The sequence below is a fragment of the Phyllobacterium sp. SYP-B3895 genome, from assembly GCF_009647635.1.
Lineage (GTDB): Bacteria > Pseudomonadota > Alphaproteobacteria > Rhizobiales > Rhizobiaceae > Phyllobacterium > Phyllobacterium pellucidum.
The window spans coordinates 1-22419 of sequence record NZ_WJIG01000004.1 but is presented as its reverse complement, the minus strand read 5'-3'; the positions used below and the strand labels follow the sequence as shown (position 1 = coordinate 22419).

Annotated in this window: 20 protein-coding genes and 1 pseudogene; 8 read left to right on the top strand and 13 right to left on the bottom strand. The window is 58.4% G+C overall.

The window, feature by feature from the left end; translation table 11 throughout:
* The 3 genes from GF108_RS17735 to GF108_RS17725 all read left to right on the top strand — a co-directional run bounded on the left by GF108_RS17735 (window position 1) and on the right by GF108_RS17725 (window position 1797).
* A complete protein-coding gene (locus GF108_RS17735; protein WP_153669577.1) occupies window positions 1–483 on the top strand; it encodes an OmpA family protein in 483 nt (160 codons plus the stop codon).
* Entirely contained in the window at window positions 440–1237 is a 798-nt protein-coding gene (locus tag GF108_RS17730) for a tetratricopeptide repeat protein (protein ID WP_153669575.1), read from the top strand. The genes GF108_RS17735 and GF108_RS17730 overlap by 44 nt, the downstream gene beginning before the upstream one ends.
* Window positions 1238–1521: 284 nt before the next feature.
* Window positions 1522–1797, top strand: coding sequence for a DUF1214 domain-containing protein (locus GF108_RS17725; protein WP_210386099.1), 276 nt, complete (start codon window positions 1522–1524; stop codon window positions 1795–1797).
* Between the two features lie 286 nt (window positions 1798–2083).
* On the opposite strand, the gene ehuA is transcribed toward GF108_RS17725, so the two are convergent.
* The 11 genes from ehuA to GF108_RS17670 form a co-directional block, all read right to left on the bottom strand.
* Window positions 2084–2863, bottom strand: a complete 780-nt coding sequence (ehuA, locus tag GF108_RS17720; RefSeq protein ID WP_027232345.1) for an ectoine/hydroxyectoine ABC transporter ATP-binding protein EhuA — start codon at window positions 2861–2863, stop codon at window positions 2084–2086.
* The gene (ehuD, locus tag GF108_RS17715) at window positions 2860–3552 is read right to left on the bottom strand and encodes an ectoine/hydroxyectoine ABC transporter permease subunit EhuD (RefSeq protein WP_153669574.1); all 693 of its coding nucleotides are present in this window, start codon (window positions 3550–3552) and stop codon (window positions 2860–2862) included. The genes ehuA and ehuD overlap by 4 nt, the downstream gene beginning before the upstream one ends.
* A gap of 13 nt (window positions 3553–3565) precedes the next feature.
* Complete coding sequence (ehuC, locus tag GF108_RS17710) at window positions 3566–4231, bottom strand: ectoine/hydroxyectoine ABC transporter permease subunit EhuC (RefSeq protein WP_153669572.1); 666 nt, start codon at window positions 4229–4231, stop codon at window positions 3566–3568.
* A 58-nt stretch (window positions 4232–4289) separates the two neighbouring features.
* Window positions 4290–5141 carry an ectoine/hydroxyectoine ABC transporter substrate-binding protein EhuB gene (gene ehuB, locus GF108_RS17705; RefSeq protein WP_153669570.1) on the bottom strand — a complete coding sequence of 284 codons (852 nt, stop codon included), beginning with the start codon at window positions 5139–5141 and terminating at the stop codon, window positions 4290–4292.
* 64 nt (window positions 5142–5205) lie between these two features.
* Window positions 5206–6213 carry a N(2)-acetyl-L-2,4-diaminobutanoate deacetylase DoeB gene (gene doeB / locus GF108_RS17700; protein ID WP_153669568.1) on the bottom strand — a complete coding sequence of 336 codons (1008 nt, stop codon included), beginning with the start codon at window positions 6211–6213 and terminating at the stop codon, window positions 5206–5208.
* Window positions 6214–6223: 10 nt separating this feature from the next.
* On the bottom strand, window positions 6224–7402 hold the full coding sequence (gene doeA / locus GF108_RS17695; protein WP_370462219.1) for an ectoine hydrolase DoeA: 1179 nt from the start codon (window positions 7400–7402) through the stop codon (window positions 6224–6226).
* Complete coding sequence (gene eutC / locus GF108_RS17690; protein ID WP_153669566.1) at window positions 7399–8412, bottom strand: ectoine utilization protein EutC; 1014 nt, start codon at window positions 8410–8412, stop codon at window positions 7399–7401. The genes doeA and eutC overlap by 4 nt, the downstream gene beginning before the upstream one ends.
* The gene (gene eutB, locus GF108_RS17685) at window positions 8409–9428 is read right to left on the bottom strand and encodes a hydroxyectoine utilization dehydratase EutB (protein WP_153669565.1); all 1020 of its coding nucleotides are present in this window, start codon (window positions 9426–9428) and stop codon (window positions 8409–8411) included. The genes eutC and eutB overlap by 4 nt, the downstream gene beginning before the upstream one ends.
* Before the next feature lie 67 nt (window positions 9429–9495).
* Window positions 9496–10944, bottom strand: coding sequence for a PLP-dependent aminotransferase family protein (locus GF108_RS17680; protein WP_153669563.1), 1449 nt, complete (start codon window positions 10942–10944; stop codon window positions 9496–9498).
* 174 nt (window positions 10945–11118) lie between these two features.
* The gene (locus GF108_RS17675) at window positions 11119–12522 is read right to left on the bottom strand and encodes an aspartate aminotransferase family protein (protein WP_153669561.1); all 1404 of its coding nucleotides are present in this window, start codon (window positions 12520–12522) and stop codon (window positions 11119–11121) included.
* A 12-nt stretch (window positions 12523–12534) separates the two neighbouring features.
* A complete protein-coding gene (locus tag GF108_RS17670) occupies window positions 12535–14013 on the bottom strand; it encodes an NAD-dependent succinate-semialdehyde dehydrogenase (protein ID WP_153669559.1) in 1479 nt (492 codons plus the stop codon).
* A gap of 120 nt (window positions 14014–14133) precedes the next feature.
* On the opposite strand from GF108_RS17670, the gene GF108_RS17665 reads away from it, so the two are divergent.
* Complete coding sequence (locus GF108_RS17665) at window positions 14134–14601, top strand: Lrp/AsnC family transcriptional regulator (RefSeq protein ID WP_027232334.1); 468 nt, start codon at window positions 14134–14136, stop codon at window positions 14599–14601.
* 275 nt (window positions 14602–14876) lie between these two features.
* Here GF108_RS17665 and GF108_RS22510 read toward each other — a convergent pair.
* Window positions 14877–15221, bottom strand: a pseudogene (locus GF108_RS22510) (transposase); the annotation flags it as partial.
* Here GF108_RS22510 and GF108_RS17655 point away from each other — a divergent pair.
* The 3 genes from GF108_RS17655 (at window position 15177) to aspT (ending at window position 20489) form a co-directional block, all read left to right on the top strand.
* The gene (locus GF108_RS17655; protein ID WP_153669557.1) at window positions 15177–15509 is read left to right on the top strand and encodes a hypothetical protein; all 333 of its coding nucleotides are present in this window, start codon (window positions 15177–15179) and stop codon (window positions 15507–15509) included. The pseudogene GF108_RS22510 and the gene GF108_RS17655 overlap by 45 nt on opposite strands.
* A gap of 460 nt (window positions 15510–15969) precedes the next feature.
* Window positions 15970–18699, top strand: coding sequence for a decarboxylase (locus GF108_RS17650; protein ID WP_153669555.1), 2730 nt, complete (start codon window positions 15970–15972; stop codon window positions 18697–18699).
* 95 nt (window positions 18700–18794) lie between these two features.
* Complete coding sequence (gene aspT / locus GF108_RS17645; RefSeq protein WP_113281202.1) at window positions 18795–20489, top strand: aspartate-alanine antiporter; 1695 nt, start codon at window positions 18795–18797, stop codon at window positions 20487–20489.
* 1098 nt (window positions 20490–21587) lie between these two features.
* Here the strand turns inward: aspT and GF108_RS22775 are convergent.
* On the bottom strand, window positions 21588–21911 hold the full coding sequence (locus tag GF108_RS22775) for a KGG domain-containing protein (protein WP_113282302.1): 324 nt from the start codon (window positions 21909–21911) through the stop codon (window positions 21588–21590).
* Window positions 21912–22104: 193 nt separating this feature from the next.
* On the opposite strand from GF108_RS22775, the gene GF108_RS17635 reads away from it, so the two are divergent.
* A partial coding sequence (locus GF108_RS17635; RefSeq protein WP_370462218.1) for a ferritin-like domain-containing protein occupies window positions 22105–22419 on the top strand: 315 nt, incomplete at its 3' end.

The window sequence follows — 22419 nt, the reverse complement described above, 5'->3', positions numbered from 1 at the left end:
ATGTCGCATAAAACACAGGAGCCTGACATGAGCCTCAGTTGCATTGTTCGCCATCTTGCCTTTATTGCGCTGTTGGGAAGCACATCCGCTTTCGCGCAAACAAATCCGCCTTCACCCGCGACGCCGGAAAGCTCGAAACCAGTAAGTGGTGGACCGGCCCCATTGGTCATCCATTTCGATAGCGGCAGCAGCACGATTCCTCCCGATGGAAGAGAAGTCCTTGATCAAGCGTCTCGCGCCTTCAACGCGGGCAAACCACAAGTCATGATCGTTACGGGCGGTGCCGATCGGGTCGGATCACCTTCGACGAATCTCTCGCTTTCTCAGCGCAGGGCTACGGCCGTGCTGAAAGCTTTGGTCGATCGCGGACTTCCGGTCGACCGGTTCCAGGTCTTGGCGAAAGGCGAAACGGATCTGGCCGTTCCGACCGAAGAGGGTATTGCCGACGCTGAAAACCGTCGTGTCGAGATCACTTGGCGCTAACGCCGTGCGCCGTTTTTCGGCAGTGGCCACGCTACTGCTTGCGTTTGCACAGTCGGCGACGTGGGTACGCGCCGAGGATTCGAGTGCTTTATTTCGTGAGGCGCTGCGGCAAGACTTGAAGGGCGGGCCGGCGGATGCTCGGCTCGCCTTCGACATATACCGCCGTGCTGCAGAAGCCGGCTTGCCTGAAGCACAATTCAATGTAGCCATCATGCTTGACAGCGGCCGCGGCGTGTCCCGGGATGTGGCGCAAGCCGCAACATGGTACGCGCGTGCGGCCTCTCACGGCATTCGAAGAGCGGCATATAATCTCGGCCAGCTTTACGAAGCAGGACAGGGCGTTCCGCAAAACGATGATCTCGCCCGTGCGTGGTTCAAAGCATCCGATCTCCCGGCCGCCCGCGCACGACTGACCGCCATTCGCCCTAGCGGCGCAAAGGCCGAGACGCTTTCGGCTCCTGTGCTCGTCGCGCCTGCGGATGGCGGGCTGATTGGCTCCGGTGCAGATAATGTTGAACTCGTGTGGACGGCGCGCCAGGGACCCGAGGGAGTGCGCTTCTTTGTGGAGCTGCGTGCACTTGTGCCATCTGGTTCAAGGGAGATTTATTCCGGCTTCGTCGAAGTTTCGAGCCTGAACGTGACTTTCTCAAATAGTCTTAAGGGGGTCTTCGCATGGCGGGTGTTCGCCATTGCACGTGGAAGTAGCCGCTACGCAGCCAGCAATTGGTCTTATCTGCGCACTTCTGCCAACTGATAGTATCGTTCGCCCGCGTCAGGAGGTTGAACTCCACTTATAGGTCGATATGAACATCCCTAGGAATCCTTGGGGCGAGCCTTGGTGCACAACCGACATCCGGCCGTTGGACGTCGACCATGGCCAAACGGCAGCTTGAGATCCTTGTCCGAAATGTTCCATGCACCAAAGCCGGTTTGACAATTTCCAGCGGAACGCGACGGCGAAGGGTTACATGTTCTGCAACGTGCCGAACGAGACGATGTAATTCCGTGTGGATTTCGACAGCAGCGGAGAACGCCTGATTGGCGACAACGCCTACAAAAGACGTTCGCGGTGGGGCAGACGCCGCCGGTACAAGCTTCTTGTCGCCGACCCTGCACAATGAGCAGCACTTCTTCGCTTGGAACCAACCAAACCGCATCTCGCTCCGCACAAAGAACAAGGGGCTAAAGGAGAACGCCGACGGCACTTTGACGATCTATGTGCAAGACAAACCGGGCGCCGAAAAGGATGGCGCGGCCGAAGTGCACTGGGCCCAGTCCTTACATAAGGCCAAATCCTGTCGGGCCATACTCTGAAAGTAGACTAGCAGGATTCGCCCCCAAATCGGTCATTTATACTGAAGCATTTGAGATGAATGGATTGCAGCAAGGGGATTAGTGCCAGTCTGCTGTGGCCGCCCGTTGCCGCCGTTGGAAATGGCATTACCGCATCGAGTCATCTGTTGGTTTCAACGGCGCCATCCGGATAGCAAGTAGTTGCTTGGACTGGAAAATTTAGTGCCAATAGAAGCTAGTCAATCACGGGGTCGTCGGTTCGATTCCCTTCAAGACCGTAGGTTTCTCTAAAAGGCTACAACTGGGATTATCCCAGAACCGAAGACAGAAACTCACGCGTGCGCGCCTCTTTCGGCGCGCCGAATATCTCCTCCGGCGTTCCCTGTTCGCAGATGCTTCCCTTGTCGAAAAAACATACGCGGTCGGATACTTCCCGGGCGAAGCGCATTTCATGTGTGACGAGCAGCATGGTCAAGTCGTGCTCGTGCGCCAGGCTGCGAATGACGGAGAGGACTTCCCCAACCAATTGCGGGTCAAGCGCTGACGTCGGTTCATCGAAAAGTAGAACCTGCGGGCGCATCGCAAGCGCACGGGCAATAGCCACGCGCTGTTGCTGCCCGCCGGAAAGCTGCACCGGATAGTGGTCTTTCTTCTCCGCAAGCCCCACCATCTGTAGCAGTTCAATTGCACGCGCTTCCGCTTCCGCCCGCGCCATCCCCAAGACTCGAACCGGCGCTTCGACAATGTTGCGCAGGACGGTCATATGAGGAAAAAGATTGAAGCTCTGGAAGACCATGCCGACGTGATTGCGGATCTGGCGCAGGTGTTTTTCCGAGGCCTGGAACCGGCCTTTGCCGCCCGGCTCGTGGTAAGGCGTGCCGGCAAGTGTCAGCCTGCCTTCCTGGAACGGCTCGAGCGTCATCAGCACGCGCAGAACGGTCGACTTGCCGGAGCCGGACGGGCCGATCAGTGTTACTTTTTCTCCCTTCGCGACGCTGAAATTGAAATTGTCGAGCACAGTCAGAATACCGAAGCGCTTGGTGACGTCGGAAAATTCGATGATGGGCTGATCATTATTATTGGTCATCGCAAGGGTATTCCCGCTTTTGGAAGGGCTTTCTGCAGGCGGTGGAGGCCAGCTGAGCAGATCAACGTCAGGACAAGGAAGATCAGGCCGATAAGCGTCAGGGGCACGAGATATTCAAAAGTGCGTTCACCGATCATGTTGGCGAGCCCCATCATTTCTAGAACTGTGACCACGGAAAGGACGGGCGTTTCCTTGATCATGGCAACGAGATAATTGCCCATGGCAGGCACGATTCGCGGTATTGCCTGAGGAATGATCACATCGCGATAGGTCTGCATCCGCGTCAGATTGAGGGCGGTTGCCGCTTCCCATTGGCCATGGTCCACCGCCTCTATGCCGCCTCGATAAACCTCAGAGGTATAAGCAGCGTATTGCAGGCCGAGCGCCAGCGCGCCGGTGAGGAAGGCGGGCAGCACGACGCCGAAATCAGGCAGAACGTAATAAAGGAAGAACAGCTGCACCAGCAGCGGCGTGTCCCGCAGGAACTCGACGATGAAAGCGGTCGTCCAGGAGATCACCTTGATGCGGCTGCGGCGCAACAGCGCAAACACCAGGCCAAGCGCCAGCGCAATTGCAAAGCCCGCCGCCGCCGCCTGTAACGTGACTGTCAAACCGATAAGGATGATGGGCAGGATCGAGGTTGTATAAGTGATCCAGTTCGTTGTGTCCCATTCGTAGCCGTACATCATAATGGTAAGGTCCTCACGAATGGCGGGTGCGGGGGAAGACGTCGCCGCGCCGCACGAAATGCTCGATGATGCGGATAGCGACCATCAGCAAGAGCGACATGCCGAAGTAGCAGACGAGCGTGATCGAATAGATACTGGCGCTATCCAGCGTGATGTTGCGGATCGACTGGGCCGCGAAGGTGAGATCGGCGATCGATATCAGCGACAACAGCGACGAAAGCTTCAGCGTTTCGATGGCGAGATTGCCAAAAGCCGGCATCATCTCGACAACCGCTTGGGGCAGGGAGATGCGAAACAGCGTCTGAAAGCGACCGAAATTCAGTGCACGAGCGGCCTCAAGCTGCTGCGTGGAAACGGCCGAAAGCGCGCCGCGTACGATTTCCGCGCCGTAGCCGCCGGCATGGGCAGCCAGGACCAGAATGCCTGTGGTGATGGGATCGAAGCTCAGGCCGACCAGCGGCAGCGCATAATAGAACCAGAACAGTTGGACGAACAGGGAAGTGCCGCGAAACACCTCCGTATAGCAGAGCGCTATCGCCGACAGGATCGGCCCGCCTTCGACACGCAGAATGCCGAAGACAAAAGCAAGCAGGACGCCGATGGCAATAGCGGCCAGCGTAATTGTCATAGTAACGACGGCACCTTGCCACAGCATCGGCAGGTAGGCTGTCCAGTCCATCTGGAAGTCTCCCGGTTATTGCGAATGGCGCCCGACTCTCGACCGAGCGCCTTCTGCCTTACTTCCCGGCGCAAAGGTCGGCGACGTTCTTTTGCGCGGTTGCGGCGATGCTTTGTTCCGAAAGGCCGTATTTGCCGAGGATTTTCTTATAATCGTCTGTCTCGCGGAAGGCGACCAGGGCAGTATTGAAGGCGTCACGCAGTTCCTTGTCTTCCGGGCGGAAGGCAAAGCCGCCGTAATTGCGAACCGGTGCTCCCTTGACGATCGGATCCTTGAAGGGAGCGACCTGCTCGACATTGGCCTGGCCTTTGGCGAGTTCCGAAACTGTCAGCTCGGTCGCCGCATAGGCATCGGTCCGGCTTTGCACTGTCGGAATCGCATCCGCGTTGGCCGGAATGAAGACGATCTGCTCGTCCTTGACGCCGACGGCGCGCAGGAAGTCGACATTGTTGGCACCCGAAACGACGGCGACCTTCAGTGACGGATCCTTTGCGATATCCGCATAGGTGGTCAGGCCCTTGGGATTGCCCTTCTTGACCAGCAGTCCTTCGCCGTACGACGAGTTCGGCTCGGTGAAGGCGACCTGCTTGCAGCGCTCTGGCGATATGTTCTGCTCTGCGGCCGCAAAGTCGAAGCGACGGGCCTTAAGACCGGGAATGAGTGTTCCGAAGGGCGTTACGGTCCAGTTGACTTCCTCGATGCCCATGGACTTGAGGACCGCATTGGCGACGTCGGGACCGATGCCGGCCGATGTTCCGTCCGGCTGCATGTAGGAATAGGGCACTTCGTTCGCCGTTGCAGCGCGAATATAGCCCTGCGACTTGGCTTCCTCAACGGTGAGGGCGCTGGCGGTCGTAACGCCGATGGACAGTGCAATGGCGCCAAGCGCCGCGATTTTCGTCATAGTCATTCGTCATTCTCCTCTGGTTAAAGTTTCGGCGGTCCGTTTTCGGATCTCGCACCGATTGTTCCGGTCAGATGTCCTCCGCGATCGTCGCGATGACGGAAAGGCAGTCGCCGACCTTGATGAGGCCGGGCACATGGCGTGCTGCAAGAACGCCATCCATGACGGCGCGGTATTCGACAGGCGCGATGCCGGTCCGGCCCAGCGGGTAGACGTGGGCAACGGTCTCGCCGGATCTGACCGGATCACCGAGATCACGGACAAACGCGATCAATCCGTCGTCCTGCGCGAAAGTGAAGCAATCGTCCGACCGCATATCCAGCCAACGGGTCGGACGGACATCCGGCTCGCCTTTCAGGATGCCGGCGTGGCGCAGGAGGTTAAGGCTGCCCTTGCGTGCGATCTCTATGGAGCGGGCGGTTGCCGTGCCGGCCCCGCCAAGCTCGGTCGTGACGAAAGTCTTGCCCATTTCCTCGACCGTCGTATCCAGCATTCCAACCGCGTCGATCTCCAGCATCTTCATCGAGAAGGGCGCCGAGAAGGCGGCAACCGCTTCGAAGCAGCGGGCTTCCTGGTCCTTGTCCGGCAGCTCGTGAGCCGCAGCATAGGGCAGGAAGTCGAGCGTCTTTCCACCCGAATGGAAGTCGAGCACGATATCGGCCAGCGGAATGAGATGGCGCGTCACGTAGTCGGCGATCTTCTCCGTCACCGTGCCGTCCGGACGGCCCGGAAAGCTCCGGTTGAGGTTGCCGCGATCGATCGGCGAGGTGCGCGTACCGGCGCGGAAAGCCGGATAGTTGAGCGCCGGGACGATGATCACGCGCCCGCTCACCTGCGACGGATCGAGTGTCTGTGCCAGTTCCAACAAGGCAGCCGGTCCTTCATATTCGTCGCCATGATTGGCACCGGTTAGCAGCGCAGTCGGGCCTTCCTCGTTGGCAATCACGCAGATCGGAATCATTACCGAACCCCAGGCGCTGTCATCGCGGCTGTAGGGCAGCCGCAGATGACCGTGCTGCACCCCCTTGGCGTCGAAATCGACGGTCGGAGCAATGGGCGAAGGGCGGGACACGCTCATCAGCACGGTCTCAGCCCTTCACGAAGAGCTGGCGCGGCACGTTCGACAGGCATTCGACACCTGTTTCCGTGATCGCGATGCTCTCGGTGATTTCCAGTCCCATGTCTTCCAGCCAGAGGCCTGTCATGAAATGGAAGGTCATGCCGGGCTTCAGTTCCGTACGGTCGCCCGGGCGCAAGCTCATCGTGCGCTCGCCCCAATCCGGCGGATAGGACAGACCGATCGGATAGCCGGTGCGGTTGTCCTTGATGATCCCGTATTTCTTCAGGACGGCAAAGAAAGCGTTAGCGATGTCTTCGCAGGTATTGCCCGGTCTTGCGGCGGAAAGGCCTGCTTCCATGCCTTCGAGCGTCGCCTTCTCCGCGTCTAGAAAGGCCTGTGTAGGCTTTCCCAGGAATACGGTTCGCGACAACGGGCAATGATAGCGTTTGTACGCGCCGGCGATCTCGAAGAACGTGCCTTCGCCCGACTGCATCGGCTTATCGTCCCAGGTCAGGTGGGGGGCCGAAGCGTCGGCCCCGGAGGGCAGAAGCGGTACGATTGCCGGGTAGTCGCCCCCGAATTCGGATGTGCCGCGAATGCCGGCATCGTAGATTTCGGCGACGAGATCGCATTTGCGCATGCCGGGCTCGACGACATCGACAATGCGCTTGTGCATCAGCTCGACGATCTTGCCCGCCTTGCGCATGTAGTTGATTTCGGTCGGGCTCTTGACGGCGCGCTGCCAGTTGACGAGGCCCGCAGCATCCTTGAAGCGGGCATTCGGCAAATGCTTTTGCAGCGATGCGAAAGCCGCAGCCGAGAAATAATAGTTGTCCATCTCGACGCCGACCGTGAGACCCGACCATTTGCGCTCGTCGATGATCTGCGACAGGAGATCCATCGGATGACGCTCGGTCGACTGCACGTAGTGATCGGGGTAACCGATGATATTGGCGTGGTTCAGATAGGCGGTGCGCTTCGCGCCATTGGCATCCTGCATGCGGCCGTACCAGATCGGCTCGCCCATCGGCGGGACCAGCACGCATTGATGCACGTAGAAGGACCAGCCGTCATATCCGGTAAGCCAGTGCATGTTGGACGGGTCCGTGACGATCAGAAGATCGATTCCGGCCTTTTCTGCGGCATGACGGGTTTTGGACAGGCGCTCGGCATATTCCTCGCGCGTAAAGCTCAGTGTCACGCTCACACTGCATCTCCCGTGTTGATATGGTTTTCGATGACCTGACCGCTTCCAGCATCTTTCGCGCGGGTGACGGCCAGATTGGCAATGGCGGTGTCCTGCACACCGGTGCCAGTAAGGTCGGCGAAGGTGATGTCATTCGCACCGGTCCTGCCTTGTGCCTTGCCTGCTATGACGGCGCCGAGTTCGGAAAAGGGCTGGTCGGGCTGTGCCGCGCCTGCGTTGATCGCATGATGCAATTCGCCGAGAATGCGCGTCTGCGTGATGCGGTCGGCGATATAGGTGGCGCAGGAGAAGACGGCCGGATCGATCTCGTTCTTATGTTCGGCGTCCGATCCCATCGCGGTCAGATGCTGCCCGGGCTCCAGCCAGTCGGCCATCAGGATCGGCTTTTCCGCCGGCGTCGTGGTGACGACGATGTCCGCGCCTCGTACGGCTTCATGCGGATCGGCAATGGCGACGACGTCGATGCCGTGGGCGTGGGAAAATTCGGCCGCGAGCGTTAGCGCTTTCGCGTGATCGCGCGCCCAGATGCGTGCCGACCTGATTTGCCGCACCAGCATCAGCGCCTGAAGTTGCAGTTGCGCCTGCATGCCCGCTCCGAAGATCGTGGCGACGGCAGCGTCCTCACGCGATAGATGCCGTGCGGCGACCGCTCCGGCCGCAGCCGTTCGAATGTCCGTCAGATAGCCATTGTCGAGAAGAAGGGCTTCGACCAGTCCCGTTCTCACGCTGAAGAGGATCATCAGACCATTGAGGCTCGGCAGACCAAGCCTGGGATTGTCGAAGAAGCCGGGGCTGATCTTGATCGCAAAGCTGTCGAAACCGGGCACATAGGCCGTCTTGACGTCTACCTCGCCACGGAATTCCGGAATCTCCAGACGCAGGATCGGCGGCATCGCGATTGCCTTGGTGGCGAGCGCGGCAAAGGCCTGCTCGATACAGTCGACCGCAGAAATGTCGAGCCTGACAGCCGCGCGAAGATCTCTTTCCATGAGGATGCTCATCCGGCTCATGCTGCGGTCCCCTCGACGATTTGCCGATGGGTGTCCGGATCGATATTGCCACCCGATACGATGATGACGGTGGGTCCCGAAAGTTTGATCTTCCCGGCGAGGATCGCAGCGACGCCGACCGCTCCGGCACCCTCCACGACTTCGTATTCCTCTCGTGCCATGTGGCGAACGCCAGCGGCGATCTCGGCTTCCGTCAGCAGCACGATGTCATCGAGCAGGTCGCGGCAGAGCGGGAAGGTGATGGTGTTTGTGAGGCCGATGCCGCCGCCGAGGGAATCCGCCAGCGTCTCTTCTTCGCGGACCCCGACCGGTTTGCCGGCCGCGATTGCCGCATACATGGCCGCGCCGCGCTCCATGGAGATAGCGATAACCTGTACCTGTGGTTTCGCGGCTTTGACGGCTACGGCTATGCCGCCGACCAGGCCGCCGCCGGAGAGAGGAACGAGCACGGTTGCGAGGTCGGGCAGGTCCTTGACGATTTCCAGGCCGATCGTCCCTTGACCGGCCACTACATCGACATGGTCGAATGGCGGGATTGAAACGAGGCCAAGGGTTCGAACCAGGCGCTCGACTTCCTCCTGCGCATCGTCCTGCGAGACGCCGACGATACGGATGTCGGCGCCGAGTGCGCGGATAGCCTCGATCTTGTTCGCGGGAACGAGCGACGACATGCAGATAGTGGCCGACAAGCCGAGTTCCCGAGCGGCATAGGCTACGGCACGGCCATGATTGCCCGTTGAGGCGGTGACAAGGCCACGTTTCCGCTCGGCATCATCGAGCGACAGGATGGCGTTCATTGCGCCACGCAGCTTGAAGGCCCCGATCGGCTGGCGCGTTTCGAGCTTGAGATAGACAGACTGGTGGGTGCATTCAGACAGTGCGCCGGAGTGCGCTAGGGGCGTAGGCTCCAACCGACCGGCAATGCGCGCCGCAGCCTGCTCGATATCCGTCGGCGTAACCGGCAGCATCGCTTGGTCGGGAGTTCTGGGCAGGTTGGCGCTCGTCATGATTGTCATGTTGGGAGCGAAGTAAAATCATGTCAATTATTATATTGTCATGATTCAATGATTGTGGCGGACAGCCTCAGCCGATCGAACCTATATCGTAGACGGGCGGCAATTGCTCGAACGCCTGGCGCACCGTCGTTAGCGCCTTGGAGAGGCTCGAATGGCTCATGCGGCCGCCGATGCAGATGCGGATGCCGCCGCCATGGCCGGGGCCGGCGACGAAGGGCTCGGATGGCGTTACGGCGACATTCTGGTTGGCGAGCGAACGCACCAGTCCGTCTTCCGCCCAGTGCTTCGGCACTTTCAGCCAGGCGCAAGGCGACAGCGGATGGCTGGAAGCGATGTGATCGCCCAGAATGTCTGTCGCGATTCCCTGGCGGGTTCGGATTTCGCCGCGCTGGATACCGATAAGCCGCTGGAGCGTACCGTTTTCGATCCAACGTGTGGCGATTTCGGCGGTAAGATAGGTGCCGCTCCAGCTCGATACGCGCAAGATGGAGGCCGCACGAATGGAATAGGCGGGGGGCACGACAAGATAGCCAACACGCAACCCGGTCAGCACGGTCTTGGTGAAACTCGTGACGAAGAAGCCGAGATCGGGCAGCATTTCGGCGATCGAGGGCAAATCCTCGTCGATCATCGCCCGATAGACCTCATCCTCTATGACAAAGATACCGTGACGCTTTGCGATCGTGGCGATTTCATGTCGTCGGGCGGCGCCTGCGACATGACCGGTGGGATTGTTGAGCGTCGGAATCCAGACGAGCGCTCGAACGCCACCTGATGCGCACGCGGCTTCAAGAGCGTCGGGCAGGATACCTTCTTCGTCGGTGGGCAGGCCCTTCAGGCTGAAGCCGAGTATGTTGGAGAGGCCGATAATGCCGTGATCGGTGAGATTTTCGCAAAGAACCACATCGCCGGAACGAATGATGCAGGTAAGCGCGAGAAATATGCCGTGGGCCGCACCGTTGGTCACGAGGATGCGTCCGGCATCGGCGGAGACGCCCAGCGTGCGCAGCCAGATCCGTGCGGTCTCGCGATGGCGGTCGAGACCTGCGATCGGGCGGCAGGGACGCATGAAATCGGCGACATTCCCTTCAGCCATCTCGCGAAAGATTTCTCGCGATGCGGTTTCATGCTCATCGAGATAGACACCGCGAATGATGGACAGGTCGAGGACTTCGTTGGAGCTATGATCCAGCATCATTCGACCGGCACGATCAGTCACGCGCGCCTTCACGAAGGTGCCGCGGCCGATCTCGCCGCTCAGATAGCCGAGCCGTTCGGCCTCCTTGTAGGAAAGGCTGACGGTCTGCACGGAAAGGCCGAGATCGCGCGCCAGGTCGCGATGTGTGGGCATCCGGTCCATCGGCTTGAGAAGGCCGCCATCAATATCGGCGATGATGCGTTCGGTCAGTGCCGCGTGCTTAGTCTCGCCCTTCTGTTTGGCGAGGCTTGGTCGCCACACCACCGGCCTCGTCGCAGGGCTCGAGTCGGTGGCAAGCGGATTGGCTTGGCGGCGCATGAAATTGTCTCGTTATTAGAGCTATAATTTCATGACATTATGCACGCTTCATCCATAAAGATGAAGCGTTTTGCACGACGCGGCGGCAATTGCCTTGAAGATAAGCGCAATTGCCGGGCTTTTGGGCTCCGAATATGTGCCGGGAGAGCGAGTCCAGCCCGGCACATGCCGGGATCAGATTTTTTCGCCAGCTTGTGCCAGTTCATCCATGACGGATCGGACGGCAGATTCTGCAATGGCGACGATTTCGTCGACTTCGGCTTTTGTGGTGACGAGCGGCGGCGCAAAACCCAGGATGTCGCCATGCGGCATGGCGCGAGCAATCAGGCCACGATTGCGAGCCGCCTTGGAGACGCGTGCGCCGACAGCGAGAGCCGGCGCGAAACGCGTCTTCTTATCGCGATCCGCGACGAATTCGATCGCACCCATCAAGCCCACTCCGCGCACTTCGCCGACGATGGGAAGCTGGGCGAACCTCGCCTTCAACTGCTCTTGGAAGTAGGTGCCGACCGCCCGCGCATTGCCCGGCAGGTCTTCTTTCTCGACGATGTCGAGAACGGCATTTGCTGCCGCAGCACCGATCGGATGGCCGGAATAGGTGTATCCGTGGGAGAAGGTTCCGACGCGATCTGCTCCTTCCTCCATGACCTTGTACACCTTCTCGCCGACGATGGCGGCCGAGAGCGGGAAATAGGCTGAAGTAAGGCCCTTGGCGACGGTGATCAGGTCCGGTTCGATGCCGTAGTGCTGCGAGCCGAACATGGAACCGGTTCGCCCGAAGCCGGTAATGACTTCATCGGCGATCAGCAGGATGTCGTATTTCCTGAGGATTTTTTGCACTTCTTCCCAATATCCCTGCGGCGGCGGCGTGATGCCCCCGGTGCCGAGCACGGGCTCGGCGATGAAGGCCCCGATGGTCTCAGGGTCTTCTCGCAGGATCAGGGCCTCGAGTTCTTCGGCACGGCGCTTGGAAAACTCGAGCTCCGTCTCGCCGGCCTCCGCTCCCCAATAATGATGCGGAGCGCCAGTATGGAGGATGCCCGCACGCGGCAGATCCATGTGGTCATGGTAGAAGCTCATGCCGGTCATGGATCCCGAGACGACGCTGCAGCCGTGATAGCCGCGTTCGCGGGAAATGATCTTCTTCTTGTTCGGCTGGCCGCGAAGGTTGCTGTAGTACCAGACGAGCTTTGCCTGGGTCTCATTGGCATCGGAACCGGACATGCCATAGAAGACCTTGCTCATCTTGCCCGGCACCATCTTCACGAGGCGATCGGAAAGGATTGCCAACTCATCCGTCGTGTGCGCGGCGTAGGAATGGTAGTAGGCGAGACGATAGGCCTGGCGCGAAATTGCCTCGGCGACCTCGGAGCGCCCATAGCCGACATTAACACAATAGAGGCCGGCAAAGCCGTCGATCAGCTGATTGCCAAGCGCGTCCTCTATGCGGATGCCCTTGCCGGTCTCGACGATCGTCGGATCGCCCATCTTGCCGCTGGCGAAGTCATTGAGTTTCGTGAAGGGATGCAGAACCGAATTGCGGTCCATCTCGGCAATCCGAGTGACGTCTATGGCCATGACAGGTTCCTTTCAGGCAGAGAGGTTGCCGAAGCAAACATATTTTGATTCGAGATATTCGGAGAGGCCGTGGCGCGAGCCTTCGCGACCGAGTCCGGATTGCTTCCAACCACCGAAGGGGATGGGCGCGCCGGTGAATTTTGCGGTGTTGACCGCCACCATGCCGTATTCGAGCCGGTCGCTAATGCGCATCGCGCGGCCGAGATCGTTCGTGTAGACATAGGCCGCCAGCCCCATTTCGGTGGCATTCGCGCGCGCGACCACGTCCCGCTCGTCGTCGAACGGGAGTATCGCGGCGACCGGTCCGAAAGTTTCCTCGCGAGCAATCGTCATGTCGTCGGTCACATCGGCCAGCACGGTCGGTGTGACGAAATTGGCGCCAAGCGGGCTCTCCTGCGCGCCGCAGACAAGGCGCGCGCCGGCAGAAAGCGCCTGCGCGATCTGCTTGCGGCATTTTTCCGCCACCGACCTCCGCGTCATCGGGCCGATATCGGTCCCGTCTTCAAGACCGTGCCCGACATGGAGTTTAGAGGTCGCTTCGGCGAAGGCCTCGACGAAACGATCATAGATCCCGCGTTGAACGTAAATCCGGTTGGCGGCGAGGCAATCCTGGCCCGAGGTTGCGAATTTGGCAGCGATACAGCCTTCGACGGCCTGAGCGAGGTCGACATCGTCGAACAGGATGAAGGGGGCGTGCCCGCCGAGCTCCAAGGAGGCTTTCTTGACGGTAGCAGCCGATTGCGCCAGCAGGATGCGCCCGACTTCTGTCGAACCGGTGAAGGAAAAAGCGCGCACCTGCGTATGTTCCAGAAGCCGGCGTGCAAGCGGCTCGGCTTCGCCGGTCAGAACCTGGAATACGCCGGCGGGCATGCCGGCCTCGTCGGCCAGCTTCGCCAGGGCGAGCGCCGAGAGGGGGGTTTCCGGAGCGGGTTTGACGATCATCGCGCAGCCGGCGGCCAAGGCTGCGCCCGCCTTGCGGGTGATCATCGCCGAGGGAAAGTTCCAGGGCGTGATGGCGACGGTCACGCCCAGCGGCTGCATGTGAACCGAAAGCCGGCTGGCGGGCAGATGGCTCGGAATTGTTTCCCCATAGGCGCGCTCGCCCTCGGCGGCAAACCAGTCGAGGAAATTGGCAGCGTAGGAGATCTCGCCAAGCGACTCCGCCAAAGGCTTGCCCTGTTCGGCCGTCATGATGACTGCAAGATCCCGTGCGTTGTCACGCATCAGCTTGCCCCAGGCCCGAAGGACCTGGCCCCGTTCAACGGGAGGTCTGTCCCTCCAGTCGAGAAATGCCTTTCCCGCCGCACCGACGGCGTCATCGGCATCTTCAAGCGAGCAAGCCGCGACATCAACGAGGTGTTCTCCCGTCGCAGGATCGACGACGTCCAGCGTCCTCGCGCGCGCGGCCCAGGTGCCATCCAGAAAGGCCCGACGTTCGATCAGATCAGGTCGTGATAGATTGGTCAAGGCAGCAGCGGCGGTACGGTTCATAGTTGCTCCGGATTGTCTTCATAGGAAGTGTACTCGCGTCTTGGCATCGCATTTCTGCGTTGACTTCTTTTTTGATGCAGAAAATATGCGATTATCGATTTGCTTTCGCCGGAGTTCTGCATGGGTGAGCTTGATAGAGCTGACAGGGTACTGCTTGATGCAGTGCAGAAAAACAACCGCATGACGTCGGAAGAGTTGGCGCAGATCGCCAACCTGTCGCCGACCGCTTGTCAGCGACGACTGAAACGGCTGCGTGAAGAGGGCGTGATCGAGGCGGACGTGGCGATCGTGTCGCCGAAGGCCGTCGGGCGCGGCATCACCATGATAGTGCTTGTCTCCCTGGAGCGCGAACGGGCGGATATCGTGGACCGGTTCAAGACAGCGATCCGTATGACCAAGGAAGTCATGATCGGCTACTATGTGACGGGCGACGCAGACTTCATCCTGGTGATCACGGCCAAGGATATGGAGGACTACGAGGCTTTCACGCGGCGGTTCTTCTATGAGAACCACGATATCAAGGGCTTCAAGACCATGGTCGTCATGGATCGAGTGAAGGCTGGCTTTGCTTTTCCGATTGAAAATTAACCATCATATCTAGATTTCCATATTGCATACGGCAGTCTTCGATCGAAGGAATTTTAGTCTCATAGTTTCGATACTGTTCAAGTCTGAGGCGTCGGTCAATACACCTTTATTTCTGTTTGAGGAGGTCCTCCTGGTGAGCCTGCCGAGAATATCATAGATCGCGCCTAGCAGGCCGCAACCCCGAGCCGGCGGCCTTTGGCGGCAGTTTCGCTTCAGCGCCAGAGCCATGTCGTCAGGGTCGCCACCATCAGTGTCGTCCTTGCGCTTGACGCTCTCTTCATGCTCGCCCAGGCTTTGATCAAGGTGCCGACCACCGAGAAGAGTTCGTCCGACAACAAGAGAGCCTTAACCCGCAGCTGGCTCAGCAAGGCGACTAGGAACTTGGCGGCGACGTCCGCCCGCCAAGAGGCGCTAAGCCGACGAACCATCGGAACAACACATTGTAGTCCACCTGCTCCATGAGCTGACGCTCAGAGCGGATCGTAAAAGGCCCGCAACAACAGGGCACGCAGCAGTTTCTCCGGCGGAATCGACGGGCGGCTAATCGCCGAATACATCACCTCGAAATCAGGCGATTGAACTTCCAGCGCCTCGTCTACAATGGCACGGATCGTCTGCAGCGGATCAGGACCTCATATTCACTCACGAAATTCAAGGAAATCGTCGTTGTATCCGGCACGATCGCCGATTCATACCCAACCGTTGTGCTCGAGGCAGCTGTCCGTATTGAAGGCGAGAAGCTTCGGCTAAGCACACGTCTCGTCGATCCTGCCGATGGTTCCATTCTTTCGACGAGCTACGAGAAGATATCCCCCCGCATAACCTGTTTGAACTTCAAGACGACATCGCTGGTTCGATGGCTACGGCGCTGGCGCACCCCTACGGTGTTATTTTTCGAAGCGACGTAGCTCGCCTCTCACAATAACCTCCGGTCGGTGTCCAGGCCTGTACTTACACCTAGGCTTATCTTGGTCGGGTTTACAGAACCCATACTTCGGTCCCGAGCTGGTTGAAGCGGGCTTCGCGCGCTATCGGGGCTGCATAACTGTCTGGGCACTTCCCTCACTGCCTTATCTCGTCGCGGTCCGCTTTCGATACCGTCTCAACTCTCTCCGAAAAGCGGGCCTGACGATCCCGGGAAACGTACGGCTTTGCTGGCCTGGTCTGTAAGTGGGCGCCGTATATTACATGATGCTACACGTATTCGCGTTCACATCGGTCTACACTCTAAGTGCATGAAACGGGCAAAGCGCCCGCTCGACGGAGGCATAGTGAAGCGGCTGAAGAGAACCGCTCCTCTGCCTGACGTCAGCCCACTCGCTCGCCCAGACGAATGAACTAGTCACCATAGGCAGGGGAGATACCGCGATGCCGAAACCGGCCAAGATGCTTGAGCAGCGGATAGACCACTTCTTCTCGATGCCCGCGGAACGCGCAGACCGGTGGCGCGATGTTGTTGCCGCAGCGCGCGCATGGTCGGTCGGGCGAGCCGATCAGAACGCGGCCGAAGCTGCCTTTGCAGAGTTAGGCCCCATTGAAGGGTTTCACGCATTCCCAGGCTCTGCGCTCATGGCGAGGCTAAGCGACAGGCTGCGGGGAGGCGATGCTGTTGGCTTTACTGATTTGGTGCGACGCGTTTCGGCCGCGATTGTCACGCGTGACTTCAAGTACGATCCTGCCGAGTGGCGAACGACCGAGGAAGTCGTCGATACGCCGGCTGATGTCCTCCCGCCCACGCTCAGACACGGTGACGCAAAGCGCCCCTACTTCGAAATGCTGATTGTTGCGCCGGGTGCCACAACGCAAGCTGCCGATCAAATCGCGCAGTTGCGCAACCTGCGACGTCCCGAGGACGCGTTTATTTACGAAATTGTCCCGGTAGACAGCTTCGAAGATGCGATCTGCGCTGCGATCATCAATCCGGATATTGCCGCGGTTACGATCTTCGAGGGCTTTAACTACGCTTCGCGACATTCGGCGCCGGTGTTGCGCAGCGTGCTGTCCGGCCTCGGACTGGATGGGGCGCGAGCGGAGGATGCTGATCTGGCGTTGCTCTTGGCAAACTCGTTGAAACGTCTGCGACCAGACCTCGACATTTATCTTCTGTCTGACCGCCAGGTAGAAAATTTGGCGGGCGATGCGCGGTCGGCATCCATCCGTCGCGTTCTCTATGCGATCGAAGAACCGTTGGAACTCCACCTGTCGGTGCTTGAGGGGATTCAAGACCGCTTCGAGACGCCGTTCTTCGACAACCTCAAGAAATATGCGCGGCGCCCGATAAGTACATTCCATGCGCTTCCGCTCGCTCGAGGAAAGTCAGTTTTCAAGTCTGACTGGATCCGCGATATGGGGGAGTTTTATGGTATCAACCTTTTCCTTGCGGAAAGCAGTGCCACAACGGGCGGACTTGATAGCCTGTTGGAGCCGACAGGCAATATCAAGCGCGCTCAGGAAATGGCCGCGCGGGCTTTTGGCGCGGACCATGCCTTTTTCGTAACCAACGGCACAAGCACGTCGAACAAGATGGTCCACCAGGCGATAGTCGCGCCCGGCGACATCGTCATTCTCGACCGAAACTGCCACAAGTCCCACCACTATGGGCTTGTACTTGCCGGCGGGCAACCGCTCTACGTTGATGCATTCCCGATGACAGAATACTCGATGTATGGTGCGGTACCCCTCAGGAGCATAAAAAAGGCACTCCTGGATCTGAAGGCCGAAGGCAGACTTGACCGTGTCAAAATGGTGGACCTCACGAATTGCACCTTTGACGGCCACATCTACAACACGCGTCGGGTCATGGAGGAGTGCCTCGCCATTAAACCGGACCTCGTATTCCTCTGGGATGAGGCGTGGTTCGGCTTCGCGCGGTTCTCACCGGTATTGCGTCCTCGCACCGCAATGGGCGCCGCTGCCGCAATTGAAACATGGAGTCACGGTTCGGCCGCGGTTGAGGCCTACGAAAAACAACAGCAGGAACTTGGGTCTGACCCCACCGTCGACGAACTGCTAACGACGCGGTTGCTCCCGGACCCGCGGAACGTTCGTATTCGCGTTTACCAGACCAACTCGACGCACAAATCCATGTCAGCGCTGCGCCAGGGCTCGATGGTTCTCGTGAAAGACGTCGACTTCTACACAGTTGAGTCGCAGTTTCACGAAGCAATCTTTACGCATGCTTCGACAAGCCCCAACCAGCAACTAATCGGCAGTCTCGACGTAGCGCGGCGGCAAATGGAATTGGAAGGCTACGGCCTCGTGCTCAACGCCATCGAGATCTCGCTTGCTATCCGGCGTGCGGTCAATTCACATCCGATAATCTCGAAATACTTCCATATGCTTGGTGCTGACGGCATGATCCCCGTGCAGTACCGGGAGAGTGGGTTTGTGGATTTTCTGGCGCCGGACACAACCTGGGCCAGCCAGGTGCGCAGCATGCACGACGACGAATTCTGCCTCGATCCTACGCGTATGACGCTTGTCTGTGGAACGGCAGGTTTCGATGGAACCGAGTTCAAGGCGTTGCTGGCCAATGTCTACGACATTCAGCTCAATAAAACGTCGCGCAATTCGGTTCTGCTCCAATCCAATATCAACAATACACGGAGCGATGTGGCGCAGCTCGTTCGCGTGCTCCTGGAGATTTCTAACGGGATCGAGACACGCCTTGCCCGCGGCGGCGATGGCGAAAGAAACGCGCTGGCCGCTCGCGTCAAGTCGCTAATGACGGACGTGCCTGACCTACCGAATTTCAGTCATTTCCATGAAGCGTTTCGACAAGACGCGGGGCGTGCCACACCGGAGGGGGATATGCGCACAGCTTTCTACGGTGCTTATGATGCCACGGGCTGTGAATACATTCCTTTGCATGGAGATGAATGTAATCGTCGCCTTCGCGAGGGGCCGGAAATGGTGTCCGCCAACTTCGTAATTCCTTATCCACCCGGCTTCCCAATCATGGTGCCGGGTCAAGTGATCACAGAGGAGACAATTGAGTTCATGCGCAAACTCGATGTGAAGGAGATTCACGGCTACGAGAAAGCGCGCGGTCTCAAACTGCTAAAGCCGGAGGTCATCTCTACCAAACTGAGGCACTAAGATAAGCGCCTATGGGTGCGTCTGCTTGCCCACGGCGGGTTCGATCCGGGGTTGGTCGTTGACTCCTTGAGCTTGACAATGGGCAGGAGTAGGGGATGGCTTTTTTTGTACAAGCATTGCGCGACAATCCTGAACTGGCAATCTTCCTTGCGCTGGCCATTGGCTTTTTGATTGGACGGGTAAAGCTCGGAAGTTTCAGCCTCGGAATCGTGGTGGGGACGCTTTTGGCGGGGGTGTTGATTGGACAGCTCGATATCAAGATTCCACCGATTGTGAAGATCATCTTCTTTGATCTTTTTCTGTTTACAACCGGCTACAAGGTCGGACCGCAGTTTTTCCGCGGGCTCAAACAGGACGCAATTCCACAGGTGGCGCTTACCTTGGTCTTATGCGTTGCATGCTTGCTCACTGCATTCGGTTTTGCGACGCTGCTTGGGTACGACGTCGGAACGGCCGCCGGACTGCTTGCAGGAGCATTTTCAGAATCGACGGTTATTGGCACGGCCGGGGAGGCTATTCAGCGCCTGGCTATTCCCGAAGCGGAAAGAATTAGCCTGCTGAACAATATTCCAGTGGCTTACGCAGTCACATACCTCATCGGAACCGCCAGCCTTGTATGGTTTCTCCCTACAATCGGACCCAAACTGATGGGAGTTAACCTGCGCGACGAAGGGATGCGTATGCAAGGCACCGCATTGGCAGGCTCCGCGCAACTGGAACTTGGCGTGACCTCGGGAGCAAGACTGTTCGATCTACGTGCTTACCGTGTCACCAATCCAAAACTCGTGAACAAGACGGTGGCAGAACTTGAAGCCTTGCCGCAAGGCTCGCGCGTGTTCATCGCAAGAATCCGACACCACGGAGGCATCATGGAGGCGCTTCCCAATTCGGTCATCCGCGAAGGTGACGTCGTCGCCGTACTCGCTCGGCAGGAAATACACGTGAACAGCGGGAAGATTGTCGGCCCGGAAGTAGACGACAAGCCTCTGCTCGACCTACCGGTCGAAGTGCTGGATGTCGTGGTTACGCGAGGGATCGCGGTTGGGAGAACACTTGGAGAACTGGCGCAGCTCGAATTTACTCGGAGCGTGTTTCTGCGGAAGCTTACACGGGCCGGACAGGAGATGCCCGTTACTGCAAAGACGACCATCGATGGTGGAGACGTGCTCAGTCTGATCGGCACTAAGCCGGAGGTTGAGAGGGCCGCAATGGAATTAGGCTATCCAGACCGCCCAACTATGGCGACGGACATGGTTTTTGTTGGGACAGGCATCGTGCTTGGGGGCCTTGTTGGCCTCTTGTCGGTAACCGTTGGCGGTATCCCGTTAACTCTGACTGCAAGCGGAGGTGCGCTGATCATGGGGCTGGTTTTTGGCTGGCTTCGCTCTGTACACCCATTTTTTGGCCGAATCCCGGAACCGGCGATCTGGATCTTCGACACTGTCGGTCTGTGCATTTTTATCGGTGTGGTTGGCATCAACGCCGGGCCAAGCTTCTTCTCTGGGCTCCAACAAACCGGTTTGAGTCTTGTGGTGGTGGGGCTGGTATCGGCGTTGCTGCCGCATACGATAGCGATTCTTTTTGGCCGCTATATGCTCAAGATGAATCCCCTTATTGTTCTTGGTGCATGTGCCGGTGCCGGAACTATCACGGCCGCCCTCCGGGCGATACAAGATGAATCTCGGAGTAGTATTCCTGCGCTCGGTTATACGGTGCCCTATGCCATTGGTAATATTCTTCTCACTGCGTGGGGGCCCGTGCTCGTCGCATTGATGACGATTGGCGAATGACGAATGTCCACCTCGCCCTTGGTACGATGGACCACCGGGTATGGCTGAGCGGAGACACTTTGGATGGGCCGACTGATGATATGATTGTGGAATCTGCGCGAAGTAGCTCGAACGTATCTTCTGACTATTCGGCTTTGGCGAGGATGACGCACTTGGCGGCATCATTCGCTTCCAACGCAACTTCTAGCCCAAGATCGGCTGCCTACCCGTTTGGTCCGGTCGACCCCTGCTGACGATCGAACGTCAGTGGATTGGAAAGTTCCCACCAGCGGAGACTTGCCCTCATTGCGCCTTGGAAGAATACTTTCAGCCAAGTCCCTACCCGGTGTCGGATACCAGCACAATGTGTTACTCCGAATCCTGGAGGTCGGCCAAAGTTTTTTTTGCTTTGCTTATTGGAAAACTGTTTGCCCCAAAAGGGCGGTGAGCTTACGCCCACCGCCAAGTGTGAGCCCAAGGCCGCGGCGACATTGAGCCAAGGGATCAACTGACCTGGATGGTCCTGTCAGCAGCGCACAAACGTACCAAAAATTGGTGATCTCCCGCCTTTGTCCGGAATGACTGTCGGACATGGAAATGGGCTCCGACAATACGGAGGCTGCAAGTCCGAATCCCTCGGCTTGATACAGGGGCATCGGCTGTAGGAAACCCGCAATGGACATGGCAGGAATTCCGAAGCCGAGTTAGCGTTTTGTGAGTTTTGCTTAAACGCTGACGCGATTTAGAATATACTTTAGCAAAGGGGCGGTGAGCTTGCGCTCACCGCCAAGTCTTGAGCCCGAGGCCTCGGATGGCAGTGAGCCAAGGGCCCAGCCGACCTGGATGCTCCGTCAGCAGCGTATAAACGTGCTAAAAATCATAGATGTTCCGCCTTTGTCCGGAAGAGACAGGAAATATAGCGACTGAAGGAAGGCTCGGACATGACGGCCGCTAGCGCTGTGCTTGAAGCAGGGGCACATATTCAACAGGGCTCCCTGCGACGAATGCCCTAAATCAAACTAGCCCCCGTCTTCACGATCGATTTAATAACAGTGCTGTTGACCAATAATGAAAGCGGCCGGGAATATCCCGGCCGCTTCATATAAAAGAAAAGCTTCTTCAGCTCTGTCCACCCTTGCGGCCGGCTTCGCGTGCACGTTCAGGGTCGTCGGCAAAATTGCCGCCTCCCTGGCGTCCGCCCGTATTATCGTCAGATTGTTGGCGGTTTTCATCGTTCTCTGCGGATTGCTGACGGCCAGACTGGCCACCACCCGACTGCTGTCCACCTTGGCGCCCAGCTTCGGCTGCGCGTTGCGGGTCATTCTTGAAATTACCACCGGACTGACGACCGCCTTCGCTAGCGATCTCACGCTGCTTGTCTTCATCCATCGACGCAAAGCCGCGATTGGACGTATCACCCTGTTGATTGCGTTCATTTGGCATTTTGTTTCTCCTATGGTTCGTTTCCGCCCCCGTACATGGCTAACTTGGATCGGCAAAAACAGGTTCCCGGTTATACCTCATGTGTCCGAAAGCGGACGTTGACCTCCCGCGGCATAGGTGGAGGGAACCTTAGCGCTGGATGCCTCTTAAGGGGACTGCAACTTGCGGTAATTGAAAAAGAGGAGATATCGCCGTGGCTGACAAGACCCTGGAAACGCTGTTTCATGAAACGCTGAAAGACATCTACTACGCTGAACGAAAAATCCTGAAAGCCCTGCCGAAAATGGCGAGGGCCGCATCTTCCACCGAGCTCAGGGCTGCGTTTGAAAAGCATCGCGAAGAAACCGAAGGCCATGTGCAACGGCTGCAGGCGGTTTTTGAAGCCCTTGGCAAACGCCCGCAGGGTAAGACCTGCGATGCAATTGAAGGCATTATTTCCGAAGGCGAAGAGATAATGGAAGAATTCAAGGGTCAACCAGCCCTTGATGCAGGCTTGGCTTCGGCCGCC

What these genes read in the sequence shown, in the direction of transcription:
- GF108_RS17735 (WP_153669577.1), top strand. Translation starts at nt 1, where the DNA reads ATGTCGCATAAAACACAGGAGCCTGACATGAGCCTCAGTTGCATTGTT.
- ehuA (WP_027232345.1), bottom strand. Translation starts at nt 2,863, where the DNA reads ATGACCAATAATAATGATCAGCCCATCATCGAATTTTCCGACGTCACC.
- ehuD (WP_153669574.1), bottom strand. Translation starts at nt 3,552, where the DNA reads ATGATGTACGGCTACGAATGGGACACAACGAACTGGATCACTTATACA.
- ehuC (WP_153669572.1), bottom strand. Translation starts at nt 4,231, where the DNA reads ATGGACTGGACAGCCTACCTGCCGATGCTGTGGCAAGGTGCCGTCGTT.
- ehuB (WP_153669570.1), bottom strand. Translation starts at nt 5,141, where the DNA reads ATGACTATGACGAAAATCGCGGCGCTTGGCGCCATTGCACTGTCCATC.
- doeB (WP_153669568.1), bottom strand. Translation starts at nt 6,213, where the DNA reads ATGAGCGTGTCCCGCCCTTCGCCCATTGCTCCGACCGTCGATTTCGAC.
- eutC (WP_153669566.1), bottom strand. Translation starts at nt 8,412, where the DNA reads ATGAGCCGGATGAGCATCCTCATGGAAAGAGATCTTCGCGCGGCTGTC.
- eutB (WP_153669565.1), bottom strand. Translation starts at nt 9,428, where the DNA reads ATGACAATCATGACGAGCGCCAACCTGCCCAGAACTCCCGACCAAGCG.
- GF108_RS17680 (WP_153669563.1), bottom strand. Translation starts at nt 10,944, where the DNA reads ATGCGCCGCCAAGCCAATCCGCTTGCCACCGACTCGAGCCCTGCGACG.
- GF108_RS17675 (WP_153669561.1), bottom strand. Translation starts at nt 12,522, where the DNA reads ATGGCCATAGACGTCACTCGGATTGCCGAGATGGACCGCAATTCGGTT.
- GF108_RS17670 (WP_153669559.1), bottom strand. Translation starts at nt 14,013, where the DNA reads ATGAACCGTACCGCCGCTGCTGCCTTGACCAATCTATCACGACCTGAT.
- GF108_RS17665 (WP_027232334.1), top strand. Translation starts at nt 14,134, where the DNA reads ATGGGTGAGCTTGATAGAGCTGACAGGGTACTGCTTGATGCAGTGCAG.
- GF108_RS17650 (WP_153669555.1), top strand. Translation starts at nt 15,970, where the DNA reads ATGCCGAAACCGGCCAAGATGCTTGAGCAGCGGATAGACCACTTCTTC.
- aspT (WP_113281202.1), top strand. Translation starts at nt 18,795, where the DNA reads ATGGCTTTTTTTGTACAAGCATTGCGCGACAATCCTGAACTGGCAATC.
- GF108_RS22775 (WP_113282302.1), bottom strand. Translation starts at nt 21,911, where the DNA reads ATGCCAAATGAACGCAATCAACAGGGTGATACGTCCAATCGCGGCTTT.